General features: G+C 72.6%; 23 protein-coding genes. 17 read left to right on the forward strand and 6 right to left on the reverse strand.

Features of this window, described 5'->3' with window-relative positions; genetic code table 11:
- The first annotated feature begins 40 nt into the window (after window positions 1-40).
- The 9 genes from fae (at window position 41) to HHL10_RS12795 (ending at window position 7665) form a co-directional block, all read left to right on the forward strand.
- Window positions 41-574 (forward strand): formaldehyde-activating enzyme, encoded by a 534-nt coding sequence (gene fae / locus HHL10_RS12755; RefSeq protein WP_169160743.1) that lies wholly within the window; start codon window positions 41-43, stop codon window positions 572-574.
- 119 nt (window positions 575-693) lie between these two features.
- The gene (locus tag HHL10_RS12760) at window positions 694-1083 is read left to right on the forward strand and encodes a 4a-hydroxytetrahydrobiopterin dehydratase (protein ID WP_169160744.1); all 390 of its coding nucleotides are present in this window, start codon (window positions 694-696) and stop codon (window positions 1081-1083) included.
- 4 nt (window positions 1084-1087) lie between these two features.
- Complete coding sequence (locus tag HHL10_RS12765; RefSeq protein WP_169160745.1) at window positions 1088-1768, forward strand: HAD family hydrolase; 681 nt, start codon at window positions 1088-1090, stop codon at window positions 1766-1768.
- Window positions 1755-2723, forward strand: coding sequence for a YncE family protein (locus tag HHL10_RS12770; RefSeq protein WP_169160746.1), 969 nt, complete (start codon window positions 1755-1757; stop codon window positions 2721-2723). The genes HHL10_RS12765 and HHL10_RS12770 overlap by 14 nt, the downstream gene beginning before the upstream one ends.
- Before the next feature lie 32 nt (window positions 2724-2755).
- Window positions 2756-3295, forward strand: coding sequence for an SRPBCC family protein (locus HHL10_RS12775; protein ID WP_169160747.1), 540 nt, complete (start codon window positions 2756-2758; stop codon window positions 3293-3295).
- A gap of 4 nt (window positions 3296-3299) precedes the next feature.
- Window positions 3300-4271 (forward strand): quinoprotein relay system zinc metallohydrolase 2, encoded by a 972-nt coding sequence (locus HHL10_RS12780; protein WP_169160748.1) that lies wholly within the window; start codon window positions 3300-3302, stop codon window positions 4269-4271.
- Window positions 4272-4300: 29 nt separating this feature from the next.
- The gene (locus HHL10_RS12785) at window positions 4301-5128 is read left to right on the forward strand and encodes a quinoprotein dehydrogenase-associated SoxYZ-like carrier (protein WP_169160749.1); all 828 of its coding nucleotides are present in this window, start codon (window positions 4301-4303) and stop codon (window positions 5126-5128) included.
- A 75-nt stretch (window positions 5129-5203) separates the two neighbouring features.
- A complete protein-coding gene (locus HHL10_RS12790; protein WP_169160750.1) occupies window positions 5204-6169 on the forward strand; it encodes an MBL fold metallo-hydrolase in 966 nt (321 codons plus the stop codon).
- 395 nt (window positions 6170-6564) lie between these two features.
- Window positions 6565-7665: a porin gene (locus HHL10_RS12795; protein WP_169160751.1), complete on the forward strand. Its 1101-nt coding sequence runs from the start codon at window positions 6565-6567 to the stop codon at window positions 7663-7665.
- 85 nt (window positions 7666-7750) lie between these two features.
- Here HHL10_RS12795 and HHL10_RS12800 read toward each other — a convergent pair whose 3' ends face one another.
- Window positions 7751-8443, reverse strand: a complete 693-nt coding sequence (locus tag HHL10_RS12800) for an extensin-like domain-containing protein (protein WP_169160752.1) — start codon at window positions 8441-8443, stop codon at window positions 7751-7753.
- A 36-nt stretch (window positions 8444-8479) separates the two neighbouring features.
- Window positions 8480-9073, reverse strand: a complete 594-nt coding sequence (locus tag HHL10_RS12805; protein ID WP_169160753.1) for a MarC family protein — start codon at window positions 9071-9073, stop codon at window positions 8480-8482.
- A 153-nt stretch (window positions 9074-9226) separates the two neighbouring features.
- Between HHL10_RS12805 and putA the strand changes: the two genes are divergently transcribed.
- Together putA and HHL10_RS12815 are read left to right on the forward strand one after the other, a co-directional pair.
- Window positions 9227-13000, forward strand: a complete 3774-nt coding sequence (gene putA, locus HHL10_RS12810; protein WP_169160754.1) for a trifunctional transcriptional regulator/proline dehydrogenase/L-glutamate gamma-semialdehyde dehydrogenase — start codon at window positions 9227-9229, stop codon at window positions 12998-13000.
- Between the two features lie 16 nt (window positions 13001-13016).
- Window positions 13017-13232, forward strand: a complete 216-nt coding sequence (locus tag HHL10_RS12815; RefSeq protein WP_169160755.1) for an MbcA/ParS/Xre antitoxin family protein — start codon at window positions 13017-13019, stop codon at window positions 13230-13232.
- 37 nt (window positions 13233-13269) lie between these two features.
- Here HHL10_RS12815 and HHL10_RS12820 read toward each other — a convergent pair whose 3' ends face one another.
- Window positions 13270-14502, reverse strand: a complete 1233-nt coding sequence (locus HHL10_RS12820) for an MFS transporter (protein WP_169160756.1) — start codon at window positions 14500-14502, stop codon at window positions 13270-13272.
- 109 nt (window positions 14503-14611) lie between these two features.
- On the opposite strand from HHL10_RS12820, the gene HHL10_RS12825 reads away from it, so the two are divergent.
- From HHL10_RS12825 to HHL10_RS12850, 6 genes are all read left to right on the forward strand, one after another.
- Window positions 14612-15622, forward strand: coding sequence for a tRNA dihydrouridine synthase (locus tag HHL10_RS12825; RefSeq protein WP_235971388.1), 1011 nt, complete (start codon window positions 14612-14614; stop codon window positions 15620-15622).
- Window positions 15623-15635: 13 nt separating this feature from the next.
- Window positions 15636-16487: a hypothetical protein gene (locus HHL10_RS12830; protein ID WP_169160757.1), complete on the forward strand. Its 852-nt coding sequence runs from the start codon at window positions 15636-15638 to the stop codon at window positions 16485-16487.
- 119 nt (window positions 16488-16606) lie between these two features.
- The gene (locus tag HHL10_RS12835) at window positions 16607-17374 is read left to right on the forward strand and encodes an MlaE family ABC transporter permease (RefSeq protein ID WP_169160758.1); all 768 of its coding nucleotides are present in this window, start codon (window positions 16607-16609) and stop codon (window positions 17372-17374) included.
- Window positions 17375-17379: 5 nt separating this feature from the next.
- Window positions 17380-18141: an ABC transporter ATP-binding protein gene (locus tag HHL10_RS12840; protein WP_169160824.1), complete on the forward strand. Its 762-nt coding sequence runs from the start codon at window positions 17380-17382 to the stop codon at window positions 18139-18141.
- Window positions 18138-19127: an MlaD family protein gene (locus HHL10_RS12845; protein WP_169160759.1), complete on the forward strand. Its 990-nt coding sequence runs from the start codon at window positions 18138-18140 to the stop codon at window positions 19125-19127. The genes HHL10_RS12840 and HHL10_RS12845 overlap by 4 nt, the downstream gene beginning before the upstream one ends.
- On the forward strand, window positions 19124-19807 hold the full coding sequence (locus tag HHL10_RS12850) for a PqiC family protein (protein ID WP_169160760.1): 684 nt from the start codon (window positions 19124-19126) through the stop codon (window positions 19805-19807). The genes HHL10_RS12845 and HHL10_RS12850 overlap by 4 nt, the downstream gene beginning before the upstream one ends.
- Window positions 19808-19891: 84 nt before the next feature.
- Here HHL10_RS12850 and HHL10_RS12855 read toward each other — a convergent pair whose 3' ends face one another.
- The 3 genes from HHL10_RS12855 to HHL10_RS12865 all read right to left on the reverse strand — a co-directional run bounded on the left by HHL10_RS12855 (window position 19892) and on the right by HHL10_RS12865 (window position 23431).
- Window positions 19892-21076, reverse strand: coding sequence for an extracellular catalytic domain type 2 short-chain-length polyhydroxyalkanoate depolymerase (locus HHL10_RS12855; protein WP_445661305.1), 1185 nt, complete (start codon window positions 21074-21076; stop codon window positions 19892-19894).
- 235 nt (window positions 21077-21311) lie between these two features.
- Window positions 21312-22172 (reverse strand): SIR2 family NAD-dependent protein deacylase, encoded by an 861-nt coding sequence (locus HHL10_RS12860; protein ID WP_235971391.1) that lies wholly within the window; start codon window positions 22170-22172, stop codon window positions 21312-21314.
- Window positions 22169-23431, reverse strand: a complete 1263-nt coding sequence (locus HHL10_RS12865) for a cytochrome P450 (protein WP_169160762.1) — start codon at window positions 23429-23431, stop codon at window positions 22169-22171. Before HHL10_RS12865 ends, HHL10_RS12860 begins: the two co-directional genes overlap by 4 nt.
- Between the last annotated feature and the right edge of the window lie 96 nt (window positions 23432-23527).

A 23527-nucleotide genomic window follows, 5' to 3' on the forward strand; every position in this document is an offset into this window, starting at 1 on the left:
GTTCCAGCGTCCGCGGTTTCACACAGACAGGAACATCACCATGACCAAGGACCTCATCTTCCACGCCGGCGAAGCCACGGTGCTGGCCGCCGAAGGCCAGTACACCGACGCGATGCCCGAGATCCTGATCGGCCGCACCGACGGCCCGGTGGGCCAGGCCTTCGCCAACATGATGGCCCAGAGCAAGGGCCACACCGCCATGTTCGCCATCCGCGCCTGCAACCAGCTGGTGCGCCCGGCGACCATGCTGGTCCCCAAGGTCACGCTCAAGGACATGGCCAACATCGACCTCTTCGGCGGCGTGGTGCAGTCGGCCACGGCCGACGCGGTGGTGGACTGCCTCATCGAGGGCATCATTCCCAAGGAGCAGGCCAACGAGCTGTGCATCATCTCCCTGGTGTGGATCGACCCGCGCTGCGCCACGCACGCGCAGCTCGACAAGAAGGACATGTACCGCACCAACTACGAGGCCACCAAGCTGGCCATCCGCCGCGCGCTCGCCAACGAGCCCAGCGTGGAGGAGCTCATCGCCAACCGCCACACCATCAAGCACGACATGGACGACTGGAGCTGAGCCGGTACGGGCTTCATGCCGGGGGGTCTGGCAGCGGCGGTGCGTCGGCGCAAGATGCAGCCTGCGGCGGCGGCTGCCGCGCGATCCCCGCGCGGTCCGCGGCCCTCAGGAGGGATGTCATGACGCAATGGCGCAAGTCCACGGCCGACACGGTCTACAGCCCCGAGGAGATCGAGGCGCGGCTCAAGCAGGAGCTGCCGCACTGGTACTACGAGGACGGCTGGATCAGGCGCAAGTACAGGACCAGCGGCTGGAAGTCCACGCTGATGGTGGTCAACACCGTCGGCCAGCTCGCGGAGGCCGCCTGGCACCACCCGGACCTCACGGTGTCCTATGCCTTCGTGATCGTGAAGCTCATGAACCATGCCGCCAAGGGGGTGACCGACAAGGACTTCGCCCTGGCCCACAAGTTCGAGGAGGTGCTGATGTGGCAGCCGGGCAAGGACGAGAGCTCGCCGCTGGAGGGCACGCCCGATGACCCGCGCTTCAAGCACCTCAAGTACGACTGAGCCCATGGCCCGATCCCAACGCCTGGCGCTGTTCGATCTCGATCACACGCTCATTCCCTTCGACAGCGGGCGCGAGTGGCTGCTGTTCCTGGTGGAGCGCGGCGCCGTCGATGCCGCGGTGGAGCGGCGCTACCTGGAGTCCTGCCGCAGCTACGTCAGCGGGCGCTGCGGCATCGAGGTGCTGCACCGCGCCGTGGTCACGCCGGTGGGCCACACGGCCGAGGCCCAGATCGCGCGCTGGAGCCGCGAGTTCGAGGCCGAGATGGCGCGCCGCGTGCCGCGCTCCACGCTGGCGCTGGTGGCCAGCCACCGCGACGCCGGCGACCGCTGCGCCATCGTCACCACCACCACGCGGCTGGTGGCCGAGCCCTTCGCGCGGATCTTCGGCGTGCCGCACCTGCTGGCCACCGAGCCGCGGCGCGTGGGCGGCTGGCTCACCGGCGACATCGAGGGCCACGCCTGCCACCGCGAGCACAAGGTGACGCACGTGCAGCGCTGGCTGGCCGCGGAAGGGCTGATGCTCAAGGACTTCGAGCGCAGCTGGTTCTACTCCGACGCCGCGGGCGATCTGCCGCTGCTGCAGGCGGTGACGGACCCGGTGGCGGTGCGCCCCGACGACCGGCTGCGCGCCGTGGCACAGGAGCGCGGCTGGCCGGTGCTGGGGACGGCGGATGTGGCGTTCTGAGCGGCGCGCCGCCCTGGCCCGCCGCACCGTGGCCGCGGCGCTGCTCCTGGCCGCCGGCGCCGCCGAGGCCAGCGGTGCGCTGGCCTTCATCACCAACCAGGGCAGCCACGACGTGAGCGTGGTGGACCTGGCCCAGCGCCGCGTGGTGGCGACGGTGGCGGTGGGGCGCTCGCCCGCGGGCGTGGCGGTGGCGGGCGACCGCGTCTTCGTCACCAACCCCGACAGCCACGAGCTGGCGGTGATCGAGCTGGGCAGCTCGCGGCTGCTGGGCACGCGGCCCGCGGGCGAGCAGCCGCTGGGCATCGCCGCGGCGCCGGACGGCCGCCAGGTCTGGGTGGCGGACTGGCAAGGCCAGCGCCTCCTGGGCTTCGACGCGCGCAGCCTGGAGCGGGTGGCCGACATCCCGCTGGGCCGCACTCCGTCGGGCGTGGCCGTGTCCGCCGACGGCCGGACCGCCTATGTCGCCGAGCGCGACGACGACGTGGTGGCGGTGGTGGACCTGGGCGCGCGGCGCGTGAAGGCGCGCATCGCCGTCGGGAGCCATCCCTACGCCCTGCTGCTGGACGCGGCGCGCGAGCGGCTGCTGGCGCTCAACGTCCAGGGCGACGACATGAGCGTGGTGGACCTGCGCACGCTGCGCGAGGTGCGGCGCGTGCCGCTGGGCCGCGCGCCCTACGGCGCGGCGCTCTCCGGCGACGGGCGGCGCCTCTACGTCACCAACCAGCACGAGGACACGGTGAGCGTGCTGGACGCCCAGAGCTACGAGTCCCTGCAGCGCCTCACCGGCTTCGGCCATCCGGAGGGCGTGGCGGTGCAGGGCGATGATCTTCTCGTCGTCAACTGGATGGACGACGACCTCTCGGTGCTGGATGCCGACAGCGGGCGGCTGCGCGTGCGCATCCCCACCGGTTCCAATCCCCGCGGTTTCGGCGCCTTCGTGGCGACCGTGCCCTGACCCCCACGCGACCACTCAAGGAGACCCGTCGCATGCATTCGCCCCTGTTGTTGAGAAGAACCCTGCTCGCCATGGGCCTGGCCGTCGCCGTCGCCGGCGCCCAGGCCCATGGCCCGACCCGCCAGAAGGTGGTCGAGAAAGTGACCATCGACGCCCCGGCCGCGGCGGTGTGGGACAAGGTGAAAGCCTTCGACGGGCTGCACCAGTGGCATCCGGCCGCCGCCTCCACCACCGCCACGCAGGGCAACACGGTGGGCTCGGTGCGCACCATCAAGCTCAAGGACGGCGGCGAGATCGTCGAGACGCTGGAGGGCTACAGCGAGGAGCAGCGCCGCTACACCTACCGCGCCAAGGACGGCGGCGCGCTGCCGGTGAGCAACTACACCTCCACGCTGCAGGTCTCGCCCGAGGGCGACAACAAGTCGGTGGTGGAGTGGCGCGGCGCCTTCTACCGCGCCTTCCCCGGCAACGATCCCCCGGCCGACAAGAACGACGAGACGGCGCTCAAGGCCGTCACCGAGGTTTACCAGGCCGGGCTGGCGAACCTGAAGAAGGTGGCGGAAGGGCGCTGAAGCCATGCGCGCGCGCCTGCTCGCAGCCCTGGCGGCCGGTTGCACGGCCGCGCTGCTGGCGGCGTGCGCAGCACGACCCGGGCCGGAGGCCGCGGCACCGGGCGCTGGCGGCGCGGCGGCTGTCCCGGCCGTCGAAACCCTCGCCCCCGGCGCCTACCTCCTCCCCGGCCGCCATGCCGTCTGGGACGCCGCGCACACGCGCGTGGCCAACACCGGCTTCATCGTCGGCAGCCGCTGCGCGGCGGTGATCGACAGCGGCGGCAGCCCGCAGCATGGGCGCGAGCTGCTGGCGGCGCTGCGCCGGGTCACGCCGCTGCCGGTGTGCTACCTCATCAACACCCACGTCCATCCGGACCACGTGATGGGCAACGGCGCTTTCGCCACCGCCAACGGCGGCAAGGCGCCCCAGGTCGTCGGCCACCTCAAGCTGGCCGCGGCGCTGGCGGCGCGCACGCCCTACTACCTGCGCGCGCTGCAGCGCGAGGGCGCCACTGAAATTCCCGAGCGCATCGCGCCGCCGACGCTGGCCGTGGCCGACCGCATGGAGCTGGACCTGGGCGGGCGCAGCCTGGAGCTGCGCGCCTGGCCCACGGCCCACACCGACGCCGACCTCACGGTGCTGGACACCACCTCGGGCACGCTGTGGCTGGGCGACCTGGCCTTCGACGGCCACCTGCCGGTGCTGGACGGCAAGCTGCAGGGCTGGCTGCAGGTGCTCGACGCGCTGGGCCGCGAGAGCGCCCGCCGCGCCGTGCCCGGCCATGGCCGCGTCATGGCCGCCTGGCCGGCAGACCTGCAGCCCACGGTGGACTACCTCGCCGGTCTGCGGCGCGAAGTGGAAGCCGCGCTGGGCAAAGGCCTGAGCCTGACCGAAACTCTGGAAGCCACCCGCTTGCCCGGACAATGGCAGCTGGCGGAGGACTTCCACCGCCGCAACCTCACCACCGCCTACGCCGAGCTGGAGTGGGCGCGCTGACGAGGACCACCACCTCCCAGGAGGTCACCATGACAACCGTCTTTACCCGCCGCCGCCAGGTGCTCGGCCTGCTGCTGGCCGCGCCCGCCGTCACCCGCGCGCAGCTGCGCACGGCCGAGGAGCTGGAGAACAACCCGCGCTGGCTGCAGCAGCGCGAGGCGCTGTTCGGCGCTCGCGCCATCGTCGAGGACGAGGCCCTGATCTCGCTGCAGGCCCCGGCGCGCGCCGAAGACGCGGCGGTGGTGCCCATCGCCGTGCGCGCGGGCCTGGTGCAAGGCCAGCAGGGCCGGTTCATCCGCCGCCTGGTGCTGATCATCGACAACAACCCCTCGCCGCTGGCCGCGCAGATCGAGTTCGGCCCGGCCAGCGGACGCGCCGACCTGGAGACGCGCGTGCGCATCGACGAGTACGGCTTCGTGCGCGCCATCGCCGAGTTTTCCGACGGCCGCCTGGCGATGAGCAAGCGCTTCGTGAAGGCCTCGGGCGGCTGCTCCGCGCCGCCGGGCAAGGACGCCGAGGCCGCGCGCGCCACGCTGGGGCGCATGCGGCTGGCGGTGCAGGAGGACGCGCCGGCCGGGCAGCCCTTGCGCGCGCAACTGATGGTCAGCCATCCCAACGACTCCGGGCTGGTGATGGACCAGGCCACGCGGCTCTACACCAAGGCGCAGTACGTGCGCCGCATCGAGCTGGCCTATGCCGGGCAGCCGGTGCTCAAGGCGGAGGTCGATTTCTCGCTGAGCGAGAACCCGCACCTGCGCTTCTGGCTCAAGCCCGAGCCGCGCGGCGGCGAGCTCGTCGCCCGGGTGGACGACACCGAGGGCCGCCACTTCGAGCAGCGGCTCCAGCTCGCGGCCTGATCCGGGCGCAAGGAGCCGATCCTGGGTGCCGCCGCATCGCCCTCGCTCCCGTCCCGCCGCCGCTGCCTGCGCGGGATGGCGGCGCTGGCGCTGGGCAGCTGGGCGCAGGCGTCCACGGCGGCCGTGGCGGCGCTGCCGCCGGCCCGCTACGGCCAGCCGCTGGCGCTGGCGCCGGGCGTGTTCGCGCTGCCGGGCGGCCTGGAAGGCGCCGAACCCGACAACCAGGGCGCCGTCGGCAACCTGGGCCTGATCGACACGCTGGCCGGGCCGGTGCTGGTCGAGACCGGCGGCTCGTACCGGCTGGCGCGCTGGGCCATCAGCGAGGCGCGGCGGCTCACCGGGCGCCGGCCGGTGCTGGCCGTCATCACCCAGGCGCGGCCGGAGTTCCTGATGGGCGGCGCGGCCTTCGAGGAGGCCGGCATCCCGGTGCTGGCGCATGCGGACACGGCCGAGCTGATGGCGCTGCGCTGCCATGAGTGCCTGCGCCGGCTGCGCGCCGACCTGGGCGAGGCGGCGATGCGCGGCACGCGGCTGGTGCTGCCGGGGCGGCGCATCGAGGCCGGCCTGTCCCTGGAGCTGGGCGGGCGGCGCATCGAGCTGCTGCACCTCAACGGCCACACCTCGGGCGACCTGGTGGTGCTGGCGGCCGACCGCGGCGTGGCCTTCGCCGGCGCGCTGGTGCCGGCCGGGCGCATCCCGGAGATCGACCCCGGGCGCGAGGCCACGCCCTGGCGCGCGGCGCTGCGGCGCCTGGGCCGGCAGGAAGGGCTGCGCACGCTGGTGCCCGGCTACGGGGCGCCGGGGCCGGCGGCGGGGCTGGTCGACGCGGTCGAGGCCTACCTCGCGGCGCTGGAGTCGCAGGTGCAGGCGCTGCTGGACGCGGGCGTGGACCTGCTCGAAGCGCAGCGCCGCGTGGAGCTGCCGGCCTGGCGCGGCTGGGCGCGCTACGAGGCCTTCCACAAGCGCAACGTGCAGCGCCAGTACCTGGCGGCCGAGCTGCGCTGGCTGGGCGGCGTGCCGGACCCTGGCGCGCCACGCTGAAGGCCCAGCGCGCGCCACCCGGCACCGCGGCGGGCGTTGGCGGTTCGCAACAGAAAGACCCTGCTGGGGGCTCGGGTGTCCGCCTCCCGCGCCACCGCGCCGGCGCGGCTGCGACAGCCGGCTTACGTGCAAACCCGAATGCGCCGGCCATTGGCGCCGTGGTTGCGCACGCATGTGCCGCTGCCGGTGCTACCGCCCGCCACAACGCTGCAAGCCGAAGCAAGGCCGCGCACGGCTAGCCCGTGGAAACCCGGGCGGGTGGCCGCTTTTGGCGCAACAGACACTCGCTTCGCCGAAATGCCGGGCCGGCCCGTGAAGCGGGCGCCGGCGGCGGCGCGGTCCGTCAGCGCGAGGACCGGCCGAGCCAACGCATTCCACCAAGAGGAGACGTCTCCATGAAGCAGTCCATCCTGAAGCCCAGCCTGATCGCGGCGGCCATCCTGGGCGCCGCGCCGCTGGTGCAGGCCCAATCGAACGTGACGCTGTACGGCCGCGTGGACCTGGGCGTGCAGCACAGCACCAAGACCGCCGCTGACCTTCTGTCCCCGGTGGACGCCGGCAAGCTCACCGAGCTCTACAACGGCGGCATCCTGCCCAGCATCTGGGGCCTGCGCGGCACGGAAGACCTGGGCAGCGGCCTGAGCGCCTTCTTCAATCTGGAGAGCCACTTCAATGCCGACACGGGCACGAGCGTCAATGGCCTCTTCCGTCGCCAGGCCAACGTCGGCCTGAAGGGCGGGTGGGGCGCGGTGGCCCTGGGCCGCCAGTACTCCCCGGCCTTGCTGGCGCACCTGGGCACGGACCCGCGCGGGTTCAAGGAGCAGTTCTCGATGCTCTACCCCTACGCGTTCAACCAGTTCCAGGCCGGTGGCGCCAACGACCTGGCCGTGTTCCTGGGCAACGCCATCTCCTACACCGGCAGCTTCGGCCCGGTGAACGTGGGCGTGGCCTATGCCTTTGGCGAGCAGACCGGCAGCACCAGCAACGGCAGCACGGTGTCGATTGGCGGTTCCTACACGGGCCCGGTGACCGTGTCGGCCTCCTACCAGCAGATCAAGCTCAACAACGGTGCCGGCGACACCAAGCAGTTCGGTCTCGGTGCGGCCGTCCCGGTGGGGCCGGTGAAGATCAAGGCGCTGTTCATGCGCAACAAGGGTGACGCCGGCGTCCTGACGGCGTTCTCCGGCCGCGCCACGGAAACCGAGGTCGATGCCTGGGGCGTGGGCGCGGACTACGCCTGGGGTGCCAACACCACCACCCTGGCTTACTACTTGGCCAAGGACCGCAACTTCTCGGCCGACAAGACCAAGACCCTGGTGCTGAGCAACGACTACGCCCTGTCCAAGCGCACGACGCTGTACGCGCAGATCGCGTATGCCGATGCCGAGGCCGGTGCCACCAACCTGACCAACATCATCGCCACGCCGGGGCTGCGCGGCCTGGTCCAGAACGAGAAGACGGCCGTGTTCGGCGTGGGCGTGAAGCACGACTTCTGATCCCGCCTTCCAGTTCGAAGAGTCCTGCTCTGGGCGGCGCCGCAAGGCGCCGCCCTTTTTCATGGCACGACCTGAGCGCGCTGGCTCAGCGGCAATAGCGCCCGCCGCCGACCTCCAGGTGCAGGTGGTCGCGGTGCGCGGCGTTGTAGTCCGGGCCCAGCACGCCGTCGAAGCTGCGGCAGGCGCCGCGGTGCAGCGTGCGCAGGAAGCGCCCGGCCGGGGCGTCGGCGTCGCTCCAGTCGCGCCGCACGCTGACGCGGCGCCCGTCCTCCAGGGTGAAGCCGGCCACGTCCAGCGCATCGGCCTGGGCATGGCGGCTGCGCCGCCCGGGCCGCGCGGCGATGTCGCGGCAGGCCAGGCTGCCCAGGTGCTGCAGCCGCTGCACCGGCGCCCCCAGGATCCGCACGGCCGCGGGCTGCACCACATGCGCCTCCCACAGCGCCAGCGACACCGCGGCGCGGCAGCTCAGCAGGAAGGGCGTGTCCAGCGCGAAGCGGGTGCGGGTGATGCGCACGGCGTCGGCGAGGCGGCAGCCGGGGCCGAGCTCGCGGTCCGGCACCGGCGTGGCCCGCAGCGGCGCTTCGGACAGCACCTCGCGGCACAGCGCGCCGTCGCGCCCCAGGCGGGCGAGCTTCCATGGCGTGAGCACGTTGGGCGGGTCGGCGATGCGCAACGGCGCCCAGGGATTCCAGCGCGGCGGAATGCCGCCGTGGTCGGGCGGGCGAGGCAGCGCCAGCAGGATCAGCAGCAGTACCGCCAGGCGGATGAAGTCGGCCATGCGCGCGGCATGGCAAGGGGGGTGCCGATATCCGGCTCAGGTTTCGAAGAAGTACCGCTTCAGTCCCGCCAGGATCATCTCCACGGCGATGGCGGTGAGCACCAGCCCCATGAGCTTTTCCAGCGCCGTCACCACCGAGTCGCCCAGCAGCCGGCGCAGCCGCTCGGCCGCGAGCATGACCACGCCGCACACGATCATGGCCGCCGTCAGCGCGCCCACCCAGTCGGGCATGCGGTCGGGCGCGCGCGAGGCCAGCAGCAGCACCGTGGCCATGGCCGAGGGGCCGGCCAGCAGCGGCACCGCCAGCGGGAAGATGAAGGGCTCGCGCGTCTCGCCCGCGTACAGCGAGTGGGCCGACGCGAAGATCATGCGCATGGCGATCACCAGCAGGATCACGCCGCCGGCGACCTCCAGCGAGCGCTCCGACAGGTGCATCAGCCGCAGGAAGCCCTGGCCGCTGAACATGAAGGCCAGCAGCACGAGGAAGGCGATGGCGGTCTCGCGCAGCGCCACGCGCGTGCGCCGCGCCGGGTCCACGTTGCGCAACACCGAGATGAACACCGGCAGGCTGCCCAGCGGGTCCAGCACCAGCAGCAACAGCACGAGGGCGGAAAGAAAGGTGTGATCCAAGGGCCGATCCGGACAGAAGGTTGAGAACGCGGGCGGCCCGAAGAGGTCATAGCCCCGAGGGCTTCGGCCACCTGGGCACGGCGGCGGGGGCGCGCATCCTACGATGCCGCGGCGGCGCGGCCAGGAGAGGCCCCGCCCGTCAAGGAGCCGCCCATGAACGTGCCTTTCCTGGACTTCGCCGGACAGCTGCAGCCGCAGTCGGTGCTGCGCTCGGCCATCACCGCCGCCAGCCGCCGGCCCGAGGCCGAGGCGGTGGCGACGCTGCTGGAGGCGGCGCGGCTGCCGCCCTCGCAGGCGCTGGCGACGCACACGCTGGCGGCCTCGCTGGCGCAGCGCCTGCGCGAGCGCAGCGTGGGCGCCGGGCGCGAAGGCCTGGTGCAGGGGCTGCTGCGCGAGTTCTCGCTGTCCTCGCAGGAGGGCGTGGCGCTGATGTGCCTGGCCGAGGCGCTGCTGCGCATCCCCGACGCCGCCACGCGCGACGCGCTCATCCGCGACAAGCTCGGCGACGGCGACTGGGGCGCGCACCTGGGCCGCAGCGGCTCGCTGTTCGTCAACGCCGCCGCCTGGGGCCTGCTGCTGGGCGGCCGGCTGGTGGCGACCAATTCCGAAGCCGGGCTGCGCAGCGCCCTGTCGCGCGTGCTCACCCGCAGCGGCGAGCCGCTGCTGCGCAAGGGCGTGGACCTGGCCATGCGGCTGCTGGGCGAGCAGTTCGTCAGCGGCCAGAGCATCGGCGAGGCGCTGACCCGCGCCCGCCGCCGCGAGGCCCAGGGTTTCACCTTTTCCTTCGACATGCTGGGCGAGGCCGCCCTTACCGCGGAGGACGCGCAGCGCTATTGCAGCGCCTACGAGCACGCCATCAACGCCCTGGGCATCGCCATCGCGGGACGCGACCTGCACGAGGGCCCGGGCATCTCGGTGAAGCTGTCGGCACTGCACCCGCGCTACGGGAGGGCCCAGCACGAACGGGTGATGGGCGAGCTGTACCCGCGGCTGCTGCACCTGGCGCTGCTGGCGCGGCATCACGGCGTGGGCCTGAGCATCGACGCCGAGGAGGCGGAGCGGCTGGAGCTGTCGCTGGACCTGCTGCAGCAGCTGTGCGGCGAGAGCGCGCTGGCGGGCTGGAGCGGCATCGGGCTGGCGGTGCAGGCTTACCAGAAGCGCTGCCCGCAGGTGATCGACTTCTGCATCGACCTCGCCCGCCGCAGCCGCCGGCGCCTGATGCTGCGGCTGGTCAAGGGCGCTTACTGGGACAGCGAGATCAAGCGCGCCCAGGTGGACGGGCTGGAGGGCTACGCGGTCTACACCCGCAAGGCGCATACCGATGTCTCGTACCTGGCCTGCGCGCGGCGGCTGCTGGCCGCGCCGGATGCCGTCTACCCCCAGTTCGCCACGCACAACACGCACACGGTGGCGGCGATCTTCCACATGGCCGGCGCCTGGCAGCCCGGGCGCTACGAGTTCCAGTGCCTGCACGGCATGGGCGAGCCGCTGTACGAGATGGTGCTCGCGCCGGAAGCCGAGGGCGGCCTGGGGCGGCCCTGTCGCATCTACGCGCCGGTCGGCACGCACGAGACGCTGCTGCCCTACCTGGTGCGGCGGCTGCTGGAGAACGGCGCCAACACCAGCTTCGTCAACCGCCTGGCCGACGAGCAGGTCCCGGTGGCGGCGCTGGTGACCGACCCGGTGACGCTGGTGGAGCAGCGCGTGCTGGAGGAAGGCGGCACCGGGCTGCCGCATCCGGCCATCCCGCTGCCGCGCGCGCTGTACGGCGCGCAGCGGCCCAACTCGGCGGGCATCGACCTCGGCAGCGAGCACCGGCTGGCCTCGCTGTCGGCGGCGCTGCTGCACAGCGCGCGGCAGGACGGGTTCGCGTCGCCGCTGGTGGCGGGCCAGCCCCGGCCCGGCGACCTGCCGGTGCCGGTGCTCAATCCGGCCGACCGGCGCGACCGCGTCGGCACCGTGCACGAGGCGCGGCCCGACGAGGTGCGCGAGGCGCTGGCCGCCGCCGCGGCCGTGCAGGGCGCCTGGGGCGGGACGCCGCCCGCGCAGCGCGCCGCGCTGCTGGAGCGCGCCGCCGATGCGCTGGAGGAGCGCATGCAGGGAGTGATCGGCCTGATCGTGCGCGAGGCCGGCAAGACCGTGCCGGCCGCCGTGGGCGAGGTGCGCGAGGCCGTGGACGCGCTGCGCTACGCGGCGCTGCAGGCGCGCGCGCTGGGCCCGGACGCCCTGCCGCTGGGCCCGGTGGTGTGCATCAGCCCCTGGAATTTCCCGCTGGCGATCTTCACCGGCCAGGTGGCGGCGGCGCTGGCGGCAGGCAACGCGGTGCTTGCGAAGCCGGCGCGGCAGACGCCGCTGGTGGCGACGGAGATGGTGAAGCTGCTGCACGGCGCGGGCGTGCCCGGCGCGGCGCTGCAGCTGCTGCCGGGGCATGGCGAGTCGGTCGGGATGCAGCTCGCGGGCGACGAGCGCGTGCGCGGCGTACTCTTCACCGGCTCCACCGCCGTGGCGCGGCGGCTGCGGGAGCTGCTGGCCGGGCGGCTGGACGCGCAGGGCCAGCCGCCGTTGCTGGTGGCCGAGACGGGCGGGGTCAATGCCATGGTGGTGGACTCCTCGGCGCTGGCCGAGCAGGTCGTTGCCGATGCGCTGCTCAGCGCCTTCGACAGCGCCGGCCAGCGCTGCTCGGCGCTGCGCGTGCTGTGCCTGCAGCAGGAGGTGGCCGAGCGCGTGCTCCAGTTGCTGCGCGGGGCGATGGCGGAGCTGAGCGTGGGGCGGCCGGACGTGCTGGCGACCGACGTGGGGCCGGTGATCGGCGAGGCGGCGCGCACCGCCATCGACAAGCATGTGCAGCGCCTGCAGGCGCAGGGGCTGCGCGTGACGCGGCTGCCGCTGCGCGAGGGCCTGAACGAGCACGGCAGCTTCGTGGCGCCGACGCTCGTCGAGCTGGAGTCGCCGGCGCTGCTGCCCGGCGAAATCTTCGGCCCGGTGCTGCATGTGCTGCGCTACCGGCGCGAGGAGCTGGAGGAGCTGCTTGGGCAGCTCAATGCCACCGGGTATGCGCTGACGCTGGGCCTGCACACGCGCATCGACGAGACCATCGATCTCGTCACCAGCCGCTCCCGCGCCGGCAACCAGTACGTCAACCGGTCGATGATCGGCGCGGTGGTGGGCGTGCAGCCTTTCGGCGGCGAGGGGTTGTCGGGCACGGGGCCGAAGGCGGGCGGGCCGCTGCTGGTGCGGCGCTTGTGCCGGCGGCATGGCCTGGCGCTGCCGGCCCTCGGGCCCGCGGCGGCCGGGCCGATGACCATGACGGCGGCAACCCCGGGCAACGGGGCGGCGCCGGAGACGGCAGCACTCGACGCGGCCCTGCACCTGCCGGCGTTGCAGGCATTGCGAAGCTGGCTGGAGGAAATGAACGAAGAGCAGGCGCTGATCACGGCCTGCGACACCCTGCTCGCGTGCAGCCCCGCGGATGTCAGCGCCGTGCTGCCGGGGCCAACCGGCGAGCGCAACGTCTATGCGCTGCGGCCGCGGCGGCGCGTGCTGTGCCAGGCGGCGGCGCGGGGTGACGCGCTGTTCCTGCTGGCGCTGGTGCTGAGCACCGACGGCCGCTCGCTGTGGGCCGACTCGGGACCGGCGCGCGAGTTGCGCGCCGCGCTGCCGATGCCGGTGCGCGAGCGCATGGAGTTCTCAAACGCACCGCTGCAGGAGGACATCGACCTGGCCGTGGCGCAGGACATGCCGGGGCGGGTGCTGGAGCTGTCCCTGGCGCTGGCCGGGCGCCCGGGCGCGATCGTGCCGCTGCTGGCGGGTCCGCCCGGCGCCCGCGACGTTCACCTGCTGCCGCCGGAGCGGCTGATGGTGGAGCGCAGCCTGAGCGTCAACACGGCGGCGGCCGGGGGGAATGCGGGGTTGATGGGGGTGGGGTGAGGAGAATCCGGTGCCTATGGAAACCATTTCTTCAGACGGCTCGGCGCGGCTGGTGCAGGTGATGCTGAGAGCCGTTTCGGTGTTCGAGAGCGAGCAGGCTGCGTGGGCTTGGCTGCAGTTGCCCAACGGCGCCTTGAGCGGGGCCACGCCTGCCTCGTTGCTGGGTACGGTGCGAGGAACAGCCTCAGTGTTGGAAGTGCTGGGCCGGATCGAGCACGGGGTGTTTTCCTGAGGACTTGAGCTGGCGGGATGCCGCAGGCTGCAGCTTCCTACCCTTCGCGCCCCGCCCGCAGCGCCCCGAATCCCCAGGCTACCGCCAGCACCCCTGCCGCACCGAGCGCGATGGTGGCGGTCGAGCCCCAGCGCGCCATCAGCCAGCCCGCCAGCACCACGCCGGCCGACTGGCCCAGGAAGAACAGGGACGCGAAGGCCGACACCGCCGGGCCGCGGCGCTGCGGCGCCATCTGCGTGGCATTCACCTGCAGCGTGTTGTGCAGCATGTAGAAGCCCAGCCCCATGCCCAGGCAGCCCGGCAGGGCCCAAAGCCAGTGCGGCGCGAAGGCCACCAGCGCCATCGATGCCGCCATGGTCGCCCCGCCCCAGCGCGCCAGCCCGACCTCGCCCAGCCGCGCCACCAGGCGGCCCGCGCCCAGCGCGAACACGAAGCCGCCCATTCCGAACAGCATCAGCACCGAGCCGGCGGCCGACAGCGTCAGCCCGAAGCGCTCGTGCAGGTGCGCGGCGATGAAGGCGAAGGGCCCGTACAGCGCCACCGCCTCCAGGAACACGCTCACCAGCACCACCCGCGCCCAGCGCTGGGCCAGCACGTGGCGGAAATCCCCGGCGATGCGCGCCAGCGCCGAGCCGCTGCCCGGCCGCCGGGTGCGCGCATGCGCGGGCAGGCCACGCTCCACCATGAACAGCACCACCGCCACGGCGCTGAACAGCAAGGCCAGGATGAAGTACGGCACGCGCCAGCCCAGGTGATCCGCGGCGATGCCGCCCAGCCACACCCCGGCGGACAGGCCCAGGATCTGGCCGATCAGGAAGCGCGCCAGCACCGGCTGGCGGTTCTCATAGGGCACCACGTCGCCGATCCAGGCCATGGACAGCGGGATGATCGCCGCCGCCGTCACCCCGGCCAGCGCCCGCAGCGCGCGCAGCGCCGTGAAGCCGGGCGCCAGCCCGCACAGCATCGCGGCCAGCGCGCAGGCGGCGCAGCCCCAGGCCACCACGCGGTATTTGCCGTAGCGGTCGCCCAGCGGGCCGAAAAAGAGCTGCGCCAGGCCGTAGGCGATGGCGAACACGCTCACCACCTGCGCCGCCTGCGCCAGCGGGATGGCGAACTCCCCGGCCAGGCGCGGCAGCAGCGCGTCGTTGACGCGCAGCGACATGCCGCTGCCGAAGGCGCCCAGGGCCAGGGCGGCGATGGAGAGGGTGGAAACCGATGGCGCGGCGTCGGCCGCCGTGGAGGGCGGCGCGGTGGAAGTGGGGGACTGCATGGGGCGTGAAGGATGGCGCGGACGCCGTGCCGACGTGGCGTGATGGGTGCGTGGCAAACGCCCGTCCTGCCAAAGGGTGGGACGGCAGGCGGCTACCATGCGCCCCCTCATGAGAGAGCTGCTGCTTGCCCCCATGGAGGGGCTCCTGGACCACCCCCTGCGCGAGACGCTCACGCGCGTGGGCGGCATCGACCGCTGCGTCTCCGAGTTCATCCGCGTCACCGGCACCCTGCTGCCCGAGCGCGCCTTCACGCGCGTGGTGCCCGAGCTGCTGCAGGGCGGGCGCACGCGCGCGGGCACGCCGGTGCGGGCGCAGCTGCTCGGCTCGGACGAGGCCTGCCTGGCCGACAACGCGGCGCGGCTGGCCTCGCTGGGGCCGGCGGGCATCGACCTGAACTTCGGCTGCCCGGCCAAGGTCGTGAACCGCCATGGCGGCGGCGCCATGCTGCTGCAGGACCCGGAGCTGGTGCACCGCATCGTGGCCGCCGTGCGCCGCGCCGTGCCGGCGCACATGCCGGTGTCGGCCAAGATGCGGCTGGGCTTCAACGACGACACGCGGGCCGAGGACTGCGCCCAGGCCATCGAGGCCGCCGGCGCCGATGAGCTGGTCGTGCATGCCCGCACCAAGGTCCACGGCTACAAGCCGCCCGCGTACTGGGAGCGCGTGGCCGACATCCGCGCCGTGGTGCGCCTGCCCATGGTCGCCAATGGCGAGATCTGGACCGTCGAGGACGCCCGCCGCTGCCGCGAGGTGTCGGGCTGCCAGTCGCTGATGCTGGGCCGCGGCATGGTCAGCGACCCGGGGCTGGCGCTGGCGATCCGTGGCGGCGCGGGCATCGCCTGGAGCGCGCTGCTGCCGCTGATGCTGGACTTCTGGGCGCATGTCTCCCGCCGCGTCGAGCCGCGGCACCGCGCCGGGCGCCTCAAGCAATGGCTGAACTACCTGCGCCGCACCTACCCCGAGGCGCAGGCCGCCTACGACGCCGTGCGCACGCTCAACGACCCGCGCCAGGTGGCGGCGGCGGTGTTCGGCGAGGCGGCGGCGCGCATCGACATTCCGGCGCCGCGACGCCGCGCCTGGGCCGAGGCACGGGAGCGGGACGAGGAAGTCCCGGCCTGACGGGGTCGCTGCCATGGACACGCCGGCGCTGCCCCTGACGCGCTTCCACCTGCGCCGCCTGCACGAGCTGTGGCGCTCCGCGGGCTGGCCCTGCCAGGACCTGCTGGAGGTGGAGCTGCTGGCTGCCGGGCTGCTGGAGCGGCTGGTCGAGGACGGGCGCGAGCGGCTGCGCCTGACGGAAACCGGCATCGCCGCCCTGGCCGCCGGCCGGCAGCGCAACCGGCGCGCCTTCGATGCGCACGAGGCCTTGGTGGAGCGCGTGGCGCGGCACCTGCAGCGCAGCGGGCGCGTGGTCTACACCGAGCTGAAGCTGCGGGCGCAGGTGGCGGTGAGCTCGCCGACGCAGGCCGTGGCGGTGGCGGAGGGCGCGCCAGCCGCGCTGCCATCCCTGCCCTCGACCGAGCCGCTGCCGCCCGGCCTGGGCTTCGAGGACGAGATGCCGCTCCCCAGCGCGGCACCGGGAAAACTGCGCTGGGTGCAGGCGCGGCCGGACGTGTTCTCCATCCGCTACACGAGCGTGGAGGCCTACCTGCAGCCGCTGGTCCACGAGATCAAGGTGCGGCGCTCGGACCTGCTGTCGGACCTGCGCAAGCCCGAGAAGCGCGCCGCCTACCTGGGCATGGCGGCGGAGTGCTGGTACGTGCTGGCCGAGGGCATCGGCGGCCCGGAGGACGTGCCGCCGGAGTGCGGCGTGCTGATCGCCACCGCCTCCGGCCTGGAATGCGCCCGCCCGGCCCCGCCGCGCGCCAAGCGCATGCGCTTCGACCTGTGGATGGCGCTGGCGCGGGCCACGCCGCTGGGGCGGGAGGACGACGAGCGGCAGGGGTGGCTGGGCGGGGTGCCGGACGCGGAAGACTGCGCGTAGGCGCTCCGCGAACCACGGCGTGGAGCTTTGGACTGCTCACGCTGGCTTTGGCGTATCTGGAGGGGGTGTTGCGGTTCTGTAACATCCGGCACCGGCACGACTCCTGCTATTGCCGCCCGATGCCCTTGCCCACCCTCTCCACTTTCTCCCAGCCCGTGGCCTTCCTCGGCCAGGTGCTGCTGGCCGGCGTGGGGCTGGTGCGCGGCAAGGTCCGGCTCAGCGCCCGCGACCTCGCCCGCGTCTCCACCGACACCAGCGCGCGCGCGCTGCCGATCATCACCGTGGTCAACGTGCTGGTGGGCTCCATCCTCGCCTTCGTCGGCGCGGTGCAGCTGGTGCGCTTCGGCGCGGGCATCTACGTGGCGGACCTGGTGGGCATCGCCGTGGCGCGCGAGATGGCCGCCGTCATCACCGCCGTGGTGATGTGCGGGCGCACCGGCGCGGCCTTCGCCGCCGAGCTCGCCACCATGCAGGCCAACGAGGAGATCGACGCCTACGAGGTGCTGGGCATCGACCCGGTGCCCTACTTGGTGCTGCCGCGCGTGATGTCGCTGCTGCTGCTGCTGCCGCTGCTCTACATCTACGCCTGCCTGGCCGGGCTGCTGGGCGGCATGGTGGTGGGCGGCGGCATGCTGCAGCTCGCACCCCAGGCCTACCTGGACCGCACCGCCATCGTCCTGAGCTGGAACCACCTGGGCCTGGGCCTGGTGAAGTGCATCGCCTTCGGCGCCCTCATCGGCATCGTCGGCTGCTACTGCGGGCTGCACGCCAAGCGCAACGCCGCCGGCGTGGGCCAGGCCACCACGCAGGCCGTGGTCGCCAGCATCGTCGGCGTGATCGTGCTGGACTCGCTGTTCGCCATCCTGGCCAACGCGCTGGGGGTGTGAGCGCCATGACGCAGCCGGTGGTGGAAGTGAAAGACCTGGAAATGCGCTTCGGCACCCGGCTGATCCAGCGCGGCGTCAGCTTCGCGGTGGCGCCGGGGACGATCTTCGCCGTCATGGGCGGCTCGGGCGTGGGCAAGAGCACGCTGCTGCGCCACATGATCGGCCTGCTGCCCCCGGCGGCCGGCCAGGTGCTGCACCAGGGCACCGACTACTGGGCCAGCGACCTCGCCACCCGCGCCAGGCTGCGCGCGCGCTGCGGGATGCTGTTCCAGAGCGCCGCGCTGTGGAGCGCCATGACGGTGCTGGAGAACGTGATGCTGCCGCTGGAGCAGCTCACCAAGCTGAATCGCGCCCAGCGCCGCGAGCGCGCCCTGCAGGTGCTGGGCTGGGTCGGGCTGGAGAGCTTCGCCGGCTACCTGCCCGAGCGGCTGTCGGGCGGCATGAAGAAGCGCGCCGGCCTGGCGCGCGCCATCGCCGCGGAGCCGCCGCTGCTGTTCCTGGACGAACCCTCGGCCGGCCTGGACCCGATCAGCGCCAAGCGCCTGGACGACCTGGTGCTCGACATCCGCCAGCGCACCGGCGCCGCGGTGGTGATGGTCAGCCACGAGCTGCCCAGCCTCATGGCCATCGCCGACGACGGCATCTATCTGGACGATGAGAGCCGGCACCCCATCGGCCGCGGCAGCCCGCGCCAGCTGCGCGACGCGCCCGACACCCATCCCACCGTGCGCGCCTTCCTGCGCCGCGAGGAACCTCCCGCATCATGAAAAAACACGCCCTGCTCGTCGGCTCCTTCGCGCTGGGCGCGCTGGCCCTGGTCGTGGCCACCGTGCTCTGGCTCAGCGGCAACAGCCTGTTCCGCAAGCAGACGCTGGCGAACATCTACTTCCAGGGCGGCGTGGCCGGCCTGTACGTGGGCGCGCCCGTCACCTTCCGCGGCGTGCCCGTGGGCCAGGTGGAGGACATCGGCATCGAGGTGGACCAGCGCTCGCTGGACGCGCGCATCCCGGTGCGCATCCGCCTCAATCCCGACAGCGTGCGCTTTGGATCGGCCGACGGCCAGGCGCCGCCGTCGCTGGAGACGCTGGTCAAGCGCGGGCTGCGCGCCAGGCTGGTGGCGCAGAGCTTCGTCACCGGGCAGAAGCTCATCGACCTGGACTTCATCGAGGAGGCGCCACCGCCGCCCCAGGCGCGCGGCAGCCGCTACCCGGAGATCCCGGCCGTGCGTGACCGCTTCGAGGCGCTGTTCGACCAGGTGGCGCAGTTGCCGCTGCGCGAGACGGTGCAGGACCTGCGCGCCACGCTGCAGGTGCTCAACGCCACCCTGGCCGAAAGCCGGGACACGGTGCAGAGCGCGCGCCAGGCGCTGGACGACGTGGCCAAGCAGGCCAGCGGCCTGGCCAGCGAGGGCCAGCGCACCCTGCGCGCCACCACCGCCGCCATGGACGAGCTGCGCCAGGGCGCCGCCGCCAGCCTGGCCAGCGCCAACCGCCTGCTGGAGGCCAGCCGCGAGACCGTCACCGCCGCCCAGCCCGAGCTGCAGGCCACGCTGCGCAGCGCGCGCGCCGCGGCCGACACCGCCGAGCAGGCGATGCGCCGGGTCAACGAGCTGGCCGAGCCGGGCGCGCCGCTGCGTGCCGACCTCGACGGCGCGGTGCGCGACCTGTCGCAGGCCGCGCGCAGCCTGCGCGACTTCAGCGAGCTGATCGAGGAACAACCCAACGCGGTCATCTTCGGCCGCCGCCGCGAATGACACCCCTGCACACCGCCTGCCGTGCCGCCGCGGCACTGTCGCTGTCCGCCCTGCTCTGGGGCTGCGCCAGCGCGCCGCCCTCTTCCACCTTCCTGGCGCTGCCCAGCCTCGGCGCGCCGGAGGCCACCGGCGCGGATGGCCGCGGCGGCGTGGCCGCCCCGGCGGCCAGCCCCGCCATCGGCGCCACCGGCGTGGCCACCGCGCCGGTGCTGGTGGTGCGGCGCCTGGGGCTGCCGGAGTACCTGCTGGCGCGGCGCGTGCGCTACCGCGCCGACACCACCACGGTGGACGACTGGCCCCGCACCTTCTGGGCCGAGCGCATCGAGGTGGCCATGACGCGCGAGCTCACCGCCGCGCTGCGCCAGCGGCTGCCGGGTTGGACGCTGTGCAACGCCAGCTGCGGCGCTGCTGCCGGCGAGGCGGAGCCGCGGGCGCAGACGCTGCGGCTGGAGTTCTCGCCGCTGGATTTCCGGCGCGACCGCCATGAGCTGTTCACCGTGGTGCGCGGCAGCTTGGAGGCGCCCGACGGCACGCTGCTGCAGCGCATCGAGCGCCGCTACACGCTGCCGGCCCGCGCCGACACGCCGCAGGCGCATGCCGAGCTGCTGGGCGAACTGCTGCAGCGGCTCGCGGCCGACCTGAGCCCGCTGGTGCAGGCCGGAGCACCGGCCGGGGGCTGAAGAGCGCCGAAGCGCCGGCTGGTCAGGCCGCCGGCGCCGGTGTGCCCACGGTCCGGGCCCCGGCCCACCGCCCGGCGGACACGCTCACTGCGCGGCAGGCGAGAGCAGCGTGTCGATCATGGCCTTGACGGCCTTCATCTGCGGCGCGGACTGCTTGGAGAAATTCCGGTCCATCGGCGCGTATTTCTCGGTGTAACCCCAGAAATCCCAGCAGCCCTTCGGGTTGTAGCGGTACGGGTTGGCCAGATTGCCCAGCGTGCTGGACTTGGCCTGCGGATAAAGCACCACCACGTTGGCGGCTTCAGCCCATTCGTTGTACCCCGCGCCCTGCACGAAGCGCTTGCCGAAAACCTCGTTGCCGTTCCTGAAACTCTGGCCTTGCTCGCAACCGTGGAAAGCCACGTGCAGCCGGCATTTCGAACCGTCCTTTTCACAGGCTTGCGGGATATAAACCCAGGCCGTGTCGTCCAGGCCGCTGAATTCCACCTTGCCGGCATAGCCTGCCTGCTTGAATTGCCGCAGCTGTGCCGGTTGCGGGGCCAGCGCCTGCTTGTCGCCCAGGTCGGTATACAGCCATTTGAGCAGGCTGCCGGCCGCGTCGTAGGCGCCCGCATCGGTCGGGCACTTCACCATGAACGGGAAACGGGTCAGATCGCACTGGTCCGAAGATTGCGGCGAAGGAAAAGCGTGGCCGGCATTCCTCATGTCCACGTAGTCGATCTGCTCCTTGGGCACGCCCAGGCCCAGGTACAGATCCCTGGCGGCCTCGGTGAGATGGCCGTTCACCACGCCGTCCTTGTCGCCGCGGTAGATCCAGATCCGCTGCCTGCGCAGGTTGGCGACATCGTCGATCTGGCCCTTGTTGCGCGCCACGGCGCCGTCGGCAAAGGCCAGGTACTGGTCGGGGCCCAGGGCGCGGCAGTCCAGGCCGAAGTACCTGGTGACCTCGAACAGCTGCGGCTTGTCCGCCGGGCAGGAGCAGTTGAGCATGGCCGTGGACACCGAGCCCCGCGAGCAGCCGTAAGGGCCACCGGCCACCATGCCCACGCCCGCCACCGACGCCGAATAGGCCACCCCGAACTGCGAGGCCATATAAGCACCGGAGGAAATACCGGATACCGTCACCGAATCCTTCTGCAACCCCAGCCGCGGCAAGCCGGGCAGAACCGAATCCTGCGCCTGGGCTGGCGTGGCGGCCAGCAGCGCGGCCACCGAAACCCATCCCAATACCCGCCGCAGCGGGCGCAATTTATTTGTTTCCCTCAGCATGGTGCGCCTTTCAATATCTTGTCATTCCAGGATGACTGCTTTTGAGGCCGCGACAGCCCGCTGCCTACTGCCATGGCATGGCACCTGATTCGTGACCTTTTTCCGGCGGTTCACGGCCCGCGGAGTCCAGCACGCAAAGCTTGCCGAGAACTGACGCGCGCTCGAAGCCGTTCGGCCCGGCCCATGGTTGCCAGGGCCGGTTTCGGCCCACCGTGGGCGCCTGATTGGCGCTGTTTCAGGAGCGGTTCTTGCGGCGTGAGGCGCCGTTGCGCGCGTCCGGCGCTCGCACTTCCGCGCCCACCACCTCTTCCATGAACGCGACCAGCGCCGCGGAAGGGTCGTCCTCGTCGCCGTCGGGCGAGATGGCCTGGATGCCCCATTGGGCCAGCACCGCCTGCTGCACCGGGTTGCGCACCGGCAGGAAGATGTACGAGGGCGGCTGCGGCACGCCCGGCACCGAGGTGTGCCACAGCCGCGCGAGCTTGTAGAACAGGTAGCGGATGTTGATGTCGGCCAGGCTGTAGCCGATGAACAGCACCGAGCGGCCCAGCACGTCGGCGCGCAGCTTGATGTCCAGCGGCGACTCGAAGTCCAGGCGCCGGAAGTAGCTCGTCTCGTCGAGCACGATGGAATCGTCGTTCTCGAAGTCGCCGTGGAACTTGACGATCTGCGTCACGTCGCGCCGGATGCGCGCCAGGTCGGCCACGCTCACCACCTTGATGAACTCGCGCCGGTGGTGCTCGAAGGCGTTCTCCAGCCAGCGGTCGTAGTTGGTGGTGTAGATGATCTTGAAGTTGCCGCGCACGATCAGCTCGTGCACCCGGGAGCTGGCCACCGACATGTCCGGCGCGTGCCACTGCCGGTCCATCCAGCTGCGCAGCGGGCCGATGTTGCCGTGCTGCAGCCGGAAGTACTCCGCCAGCGCCAGCGCGCTGCCGTACTGGCGGTACTCCTCGGGCTCGAAGCCGAGCTGGCGCGCCATGTGGTCGATGAGCTCGCTCCATGGCGGCAGGCCCAGCGACTGCGACACGCCCGCGCCCACGAACAGGATCAGCTGCTCGCGCTCGTGCGCGGCCTTGAGCGCGGCGGTGTTCAAGGCAGCGCCTGCACGTCGCCGATGACGAAGCCGCCGCGCGGCAGCGCGGGCAGCCGGCTCATGTCCAGCTCCAGGTCCTGCGGCGGCACCTCCCAGCGCATGCGGTGCAGCAGCCAGTCCAGCGACAGCAGCATCAGCGCGATGGCCACGCCCTCGCCCGGGCAGCGGTGGTGCGCATGCGGCTCGGCGCCGCCCTGCGGAATGAGGTCATAGGCGCCGGGCCGGCGCGTGAGGAAGCGCTGCGGGCGGAAGGCCTCGGGCTTGTCCCAGCTGCGCGCGTCGTGGTCGGTGCCGTAGAGGTCCAGCAGCGCGAGCTGGCCGCGCGGGAAGTGGTAGCCCTGCCATTCGAAGTCATGGCGCACGCGCGCGGCCACGGCCGGGAAGAAGGGATACCAGCGCCGCACCTCCTGCACGAAAGCCTGGGCGTAGCGCATGTCGCCGCCCAGCAGGCTCTCGCTCAGCGGCTCGCGGCACTCGGGATGCACGTGCAGCGCGTGCGCGGCCTGCGTGATGAACACCGACACCGCCACGGTCGGGCGCAGCAGGTTGATCAGCTCCACGGCGGCGACATGCGGGCGCAGCACGTTGCCGTCCTCGTCGCGGTGCAGCGCCACCGTCTCGGCGGCGCAGCCCTCGGGCAGTTCCACGCGCCCGGCGCGCGCCTCGCTCAGCAGGTGCGCCAGCCAGGACTCCAGTGCCATGCGCGCCACGCGCGCGTGCAGGTGCTGCAGCGGCGGACCGATGGCGCGGTCGAACAGCGCCACCAGCTCGCCGCTGCGCAGTTCCACCTGCTCCGGCGCCAGCGGCACGCCAGCCCAGTGGCAGACCGCGCGCGTGAGCAGCGGGTGCAGTGCGCAATACAGAGAGAAAGGCGGCTGCTGCGCCCAGCGGCCGAGCTCGTGCTCCCACTCGTGCGACACCTGCCGCGCCAGTGCCGCGAGCTGCTCCGGCGCCAGCGCGCGCATGAACAGCGCCTTGCGCCGGCGATGCCTGGCGCCGTCGAGGGTCTGCACCCCGCCCTTGCCGAACAGCGTGGCGCGCACCGGCTCGGGCGCGGCGCCGGCGCGCAGGAACAGCGCCTCGTTGTAGAACAGCTCGGCCGCGCGCGGGCCGGTGAAGCACAGCGTGGCGCGCAGCATCAGCCGCGCCTCCACCACATCGCTGCGGCGGTCCAGGCAATGCCTGTGGATGAAGCGGTAAGGGTCGCCCAAAAACTCCAGGCTGCTGTCCCAGCCGCCGACGCGGGGAATCGGTCGCATGGCGCCGCTGGGGCAAGCGGTATTCCGCTGCAGGCGCCAAATCCGCCCGGGCTGGACCCGTTGCCGCCGGGAAACGGCGGAAACCTTCAGGCACGC

The organism is Azohydromonas caseinilytica (genome assembly GCF_012927045.1).
GTDB lineage: Bacteria > Pseudomonadota > Gammaproteobacteria > Burkholderiales > Burkholderiaceae_C > Azohydromonas > Azohydromonas caseinilytica.

Coding starts and splice junctions, on each gene's coding strand:
- HHL10_RS12850 (WP_169160760.1), top strand. CDS start 19,124: ATGACACCCCTGCACACCGCCTGCCGTGCCGCCGCGGCACTGTCGCTG.
- HHL10_RS12780 (WP_169160748.1), top strand. CDS start 3,300: ATGCGCGCGCGCCTGCTCGCAGCCCTGGCGGCCGGTTGCACGGCCGCG.
- HHL10_RS12865 (WP_169160762.1), bottom strand. CDS start 23,431: ATGCGACCGATTCCCCGCGTCGGCGGCTGGGACAGCAGCCTGGAGTTT.
- HHL10_RS12840 (WP_169160824.1), top strand. CDS start 17,380: ATGACGCAGCCGGTGGTGGAAGTGAAAGACCTGGAAATGCGCTTCGGC.
- HHL10_RS12795 (WP_169160751.1), top strand. CDS start 6,565: ATGAAGCAGTCCATCCTGAAGCCCAGCCTGATCGCGGCGGCCATCCTG.
- HHL10_RS12835 (WP_169160758.1), top strand. CDS start 16,607: ATGCCCTTGCCCACCCTCTCCACTTTCTCCCAGCCCGTGGCCTTCCTC.
- HHL10_RS12785 (WP_169160749.1), top strand. CDS start 4,301: ATGACAACCGTCTTTACCCGCCGCCGCCAGGTGCTCGGCCTGCTGCTG.
- HHL10_RS12790 (WP_169160750.1), top strand. CDS start 5,204: ATGGCGGCGCTGGCGCTGGGCAGCTGGGCGCAGGCGTCCACGGCGGCC.
- HHL10_RS12770 (WP_169160746.1), top strand. CDS start 1,755: ATGTGGCGTTCTGAGCGGCGCGCCGCCCTGGCCCGCCGCACCGTGGCC.
- HHL10_RS12765 (WP_169160745.1), top strand. CDS start 1,088: ATGGCCCGATCCCAACGCCTGGCGCTGTTCGATCTCGATCACACGCTC.
- HHL10_RS12800 (WP_169160752.1), bottom strand. CDS start 8,443: ATGGCCGACTTCATCCGCCTGGCGGTACTGCTGCTGATCCTGCTGGCG.
- fae (WP_169160743.1), top strand. CDS start 41: ATGACCAAGGACCTCATCTTCCACGCCGGCGAAGCCACGGTGCTGGCC.
- HHL10_RS12760 (WP_169160744.1), top strand. CDS start 694: ATGACGCAATGGCGCAAGTCCACGGCCGACACGGTCTACAGCCCCGAG.
- HHL10_RS12830 (WP_169160757.1), top strand. CDS start 15,636: ATGGACACGCCGGCGCTGCCCCTGACGCGCTTCCACCTGCGCCGCCTG.
- putA (WP_169160754.1), top strand. CDS start 9,227: ATGAACGTGCCTTTCCTGGACTTCGCCGGACAGCTGCAGCCGCAGTCG.
- HHL10_RS12845 (WP_169160759.1), top strand. CDS start 18,138: ATGAAAAAACACGCCCTGCTCGTCGGCTCCTTCGCGCTGGGCGCGCTG.
- HHL10_RS12855 (WP_445661305.1), bottom strand. CDS start 21,076: ATGCTGAGGGAAACAAATAAATTGCGCCCGCTGCGGCGGGTATTGGGA.
- HHL10_RS12820 (WP_169160756.1), bottom strand. CDS start 14,502: ATGCAGTCCCCCACTTCCACCGCGCCGCCCTCCACGGCGGCCGACGCC.
- HHL10_RS12825 (WP_235971388.1), top strand. CDS start 14,612: ATGAGAGAGCTGCTGCTTGCCCCCATGGAGGGGCTCCTGGACCACCCC.
- HHL10_RS12775 (WP_169160747.1), top strand. CDS start 2,756: ATGCATTCGCCCCTGTTGTTGAGAAGAACCCTGCTCGCCATGGGCCTG.
- HHL10_RS12815 (WP_169160755.1), top strand. CDS start 13,017: ATGGAAACCATTTCTTCAGACGGCTCGGCGCGGCTGGTGCAGGTGATG.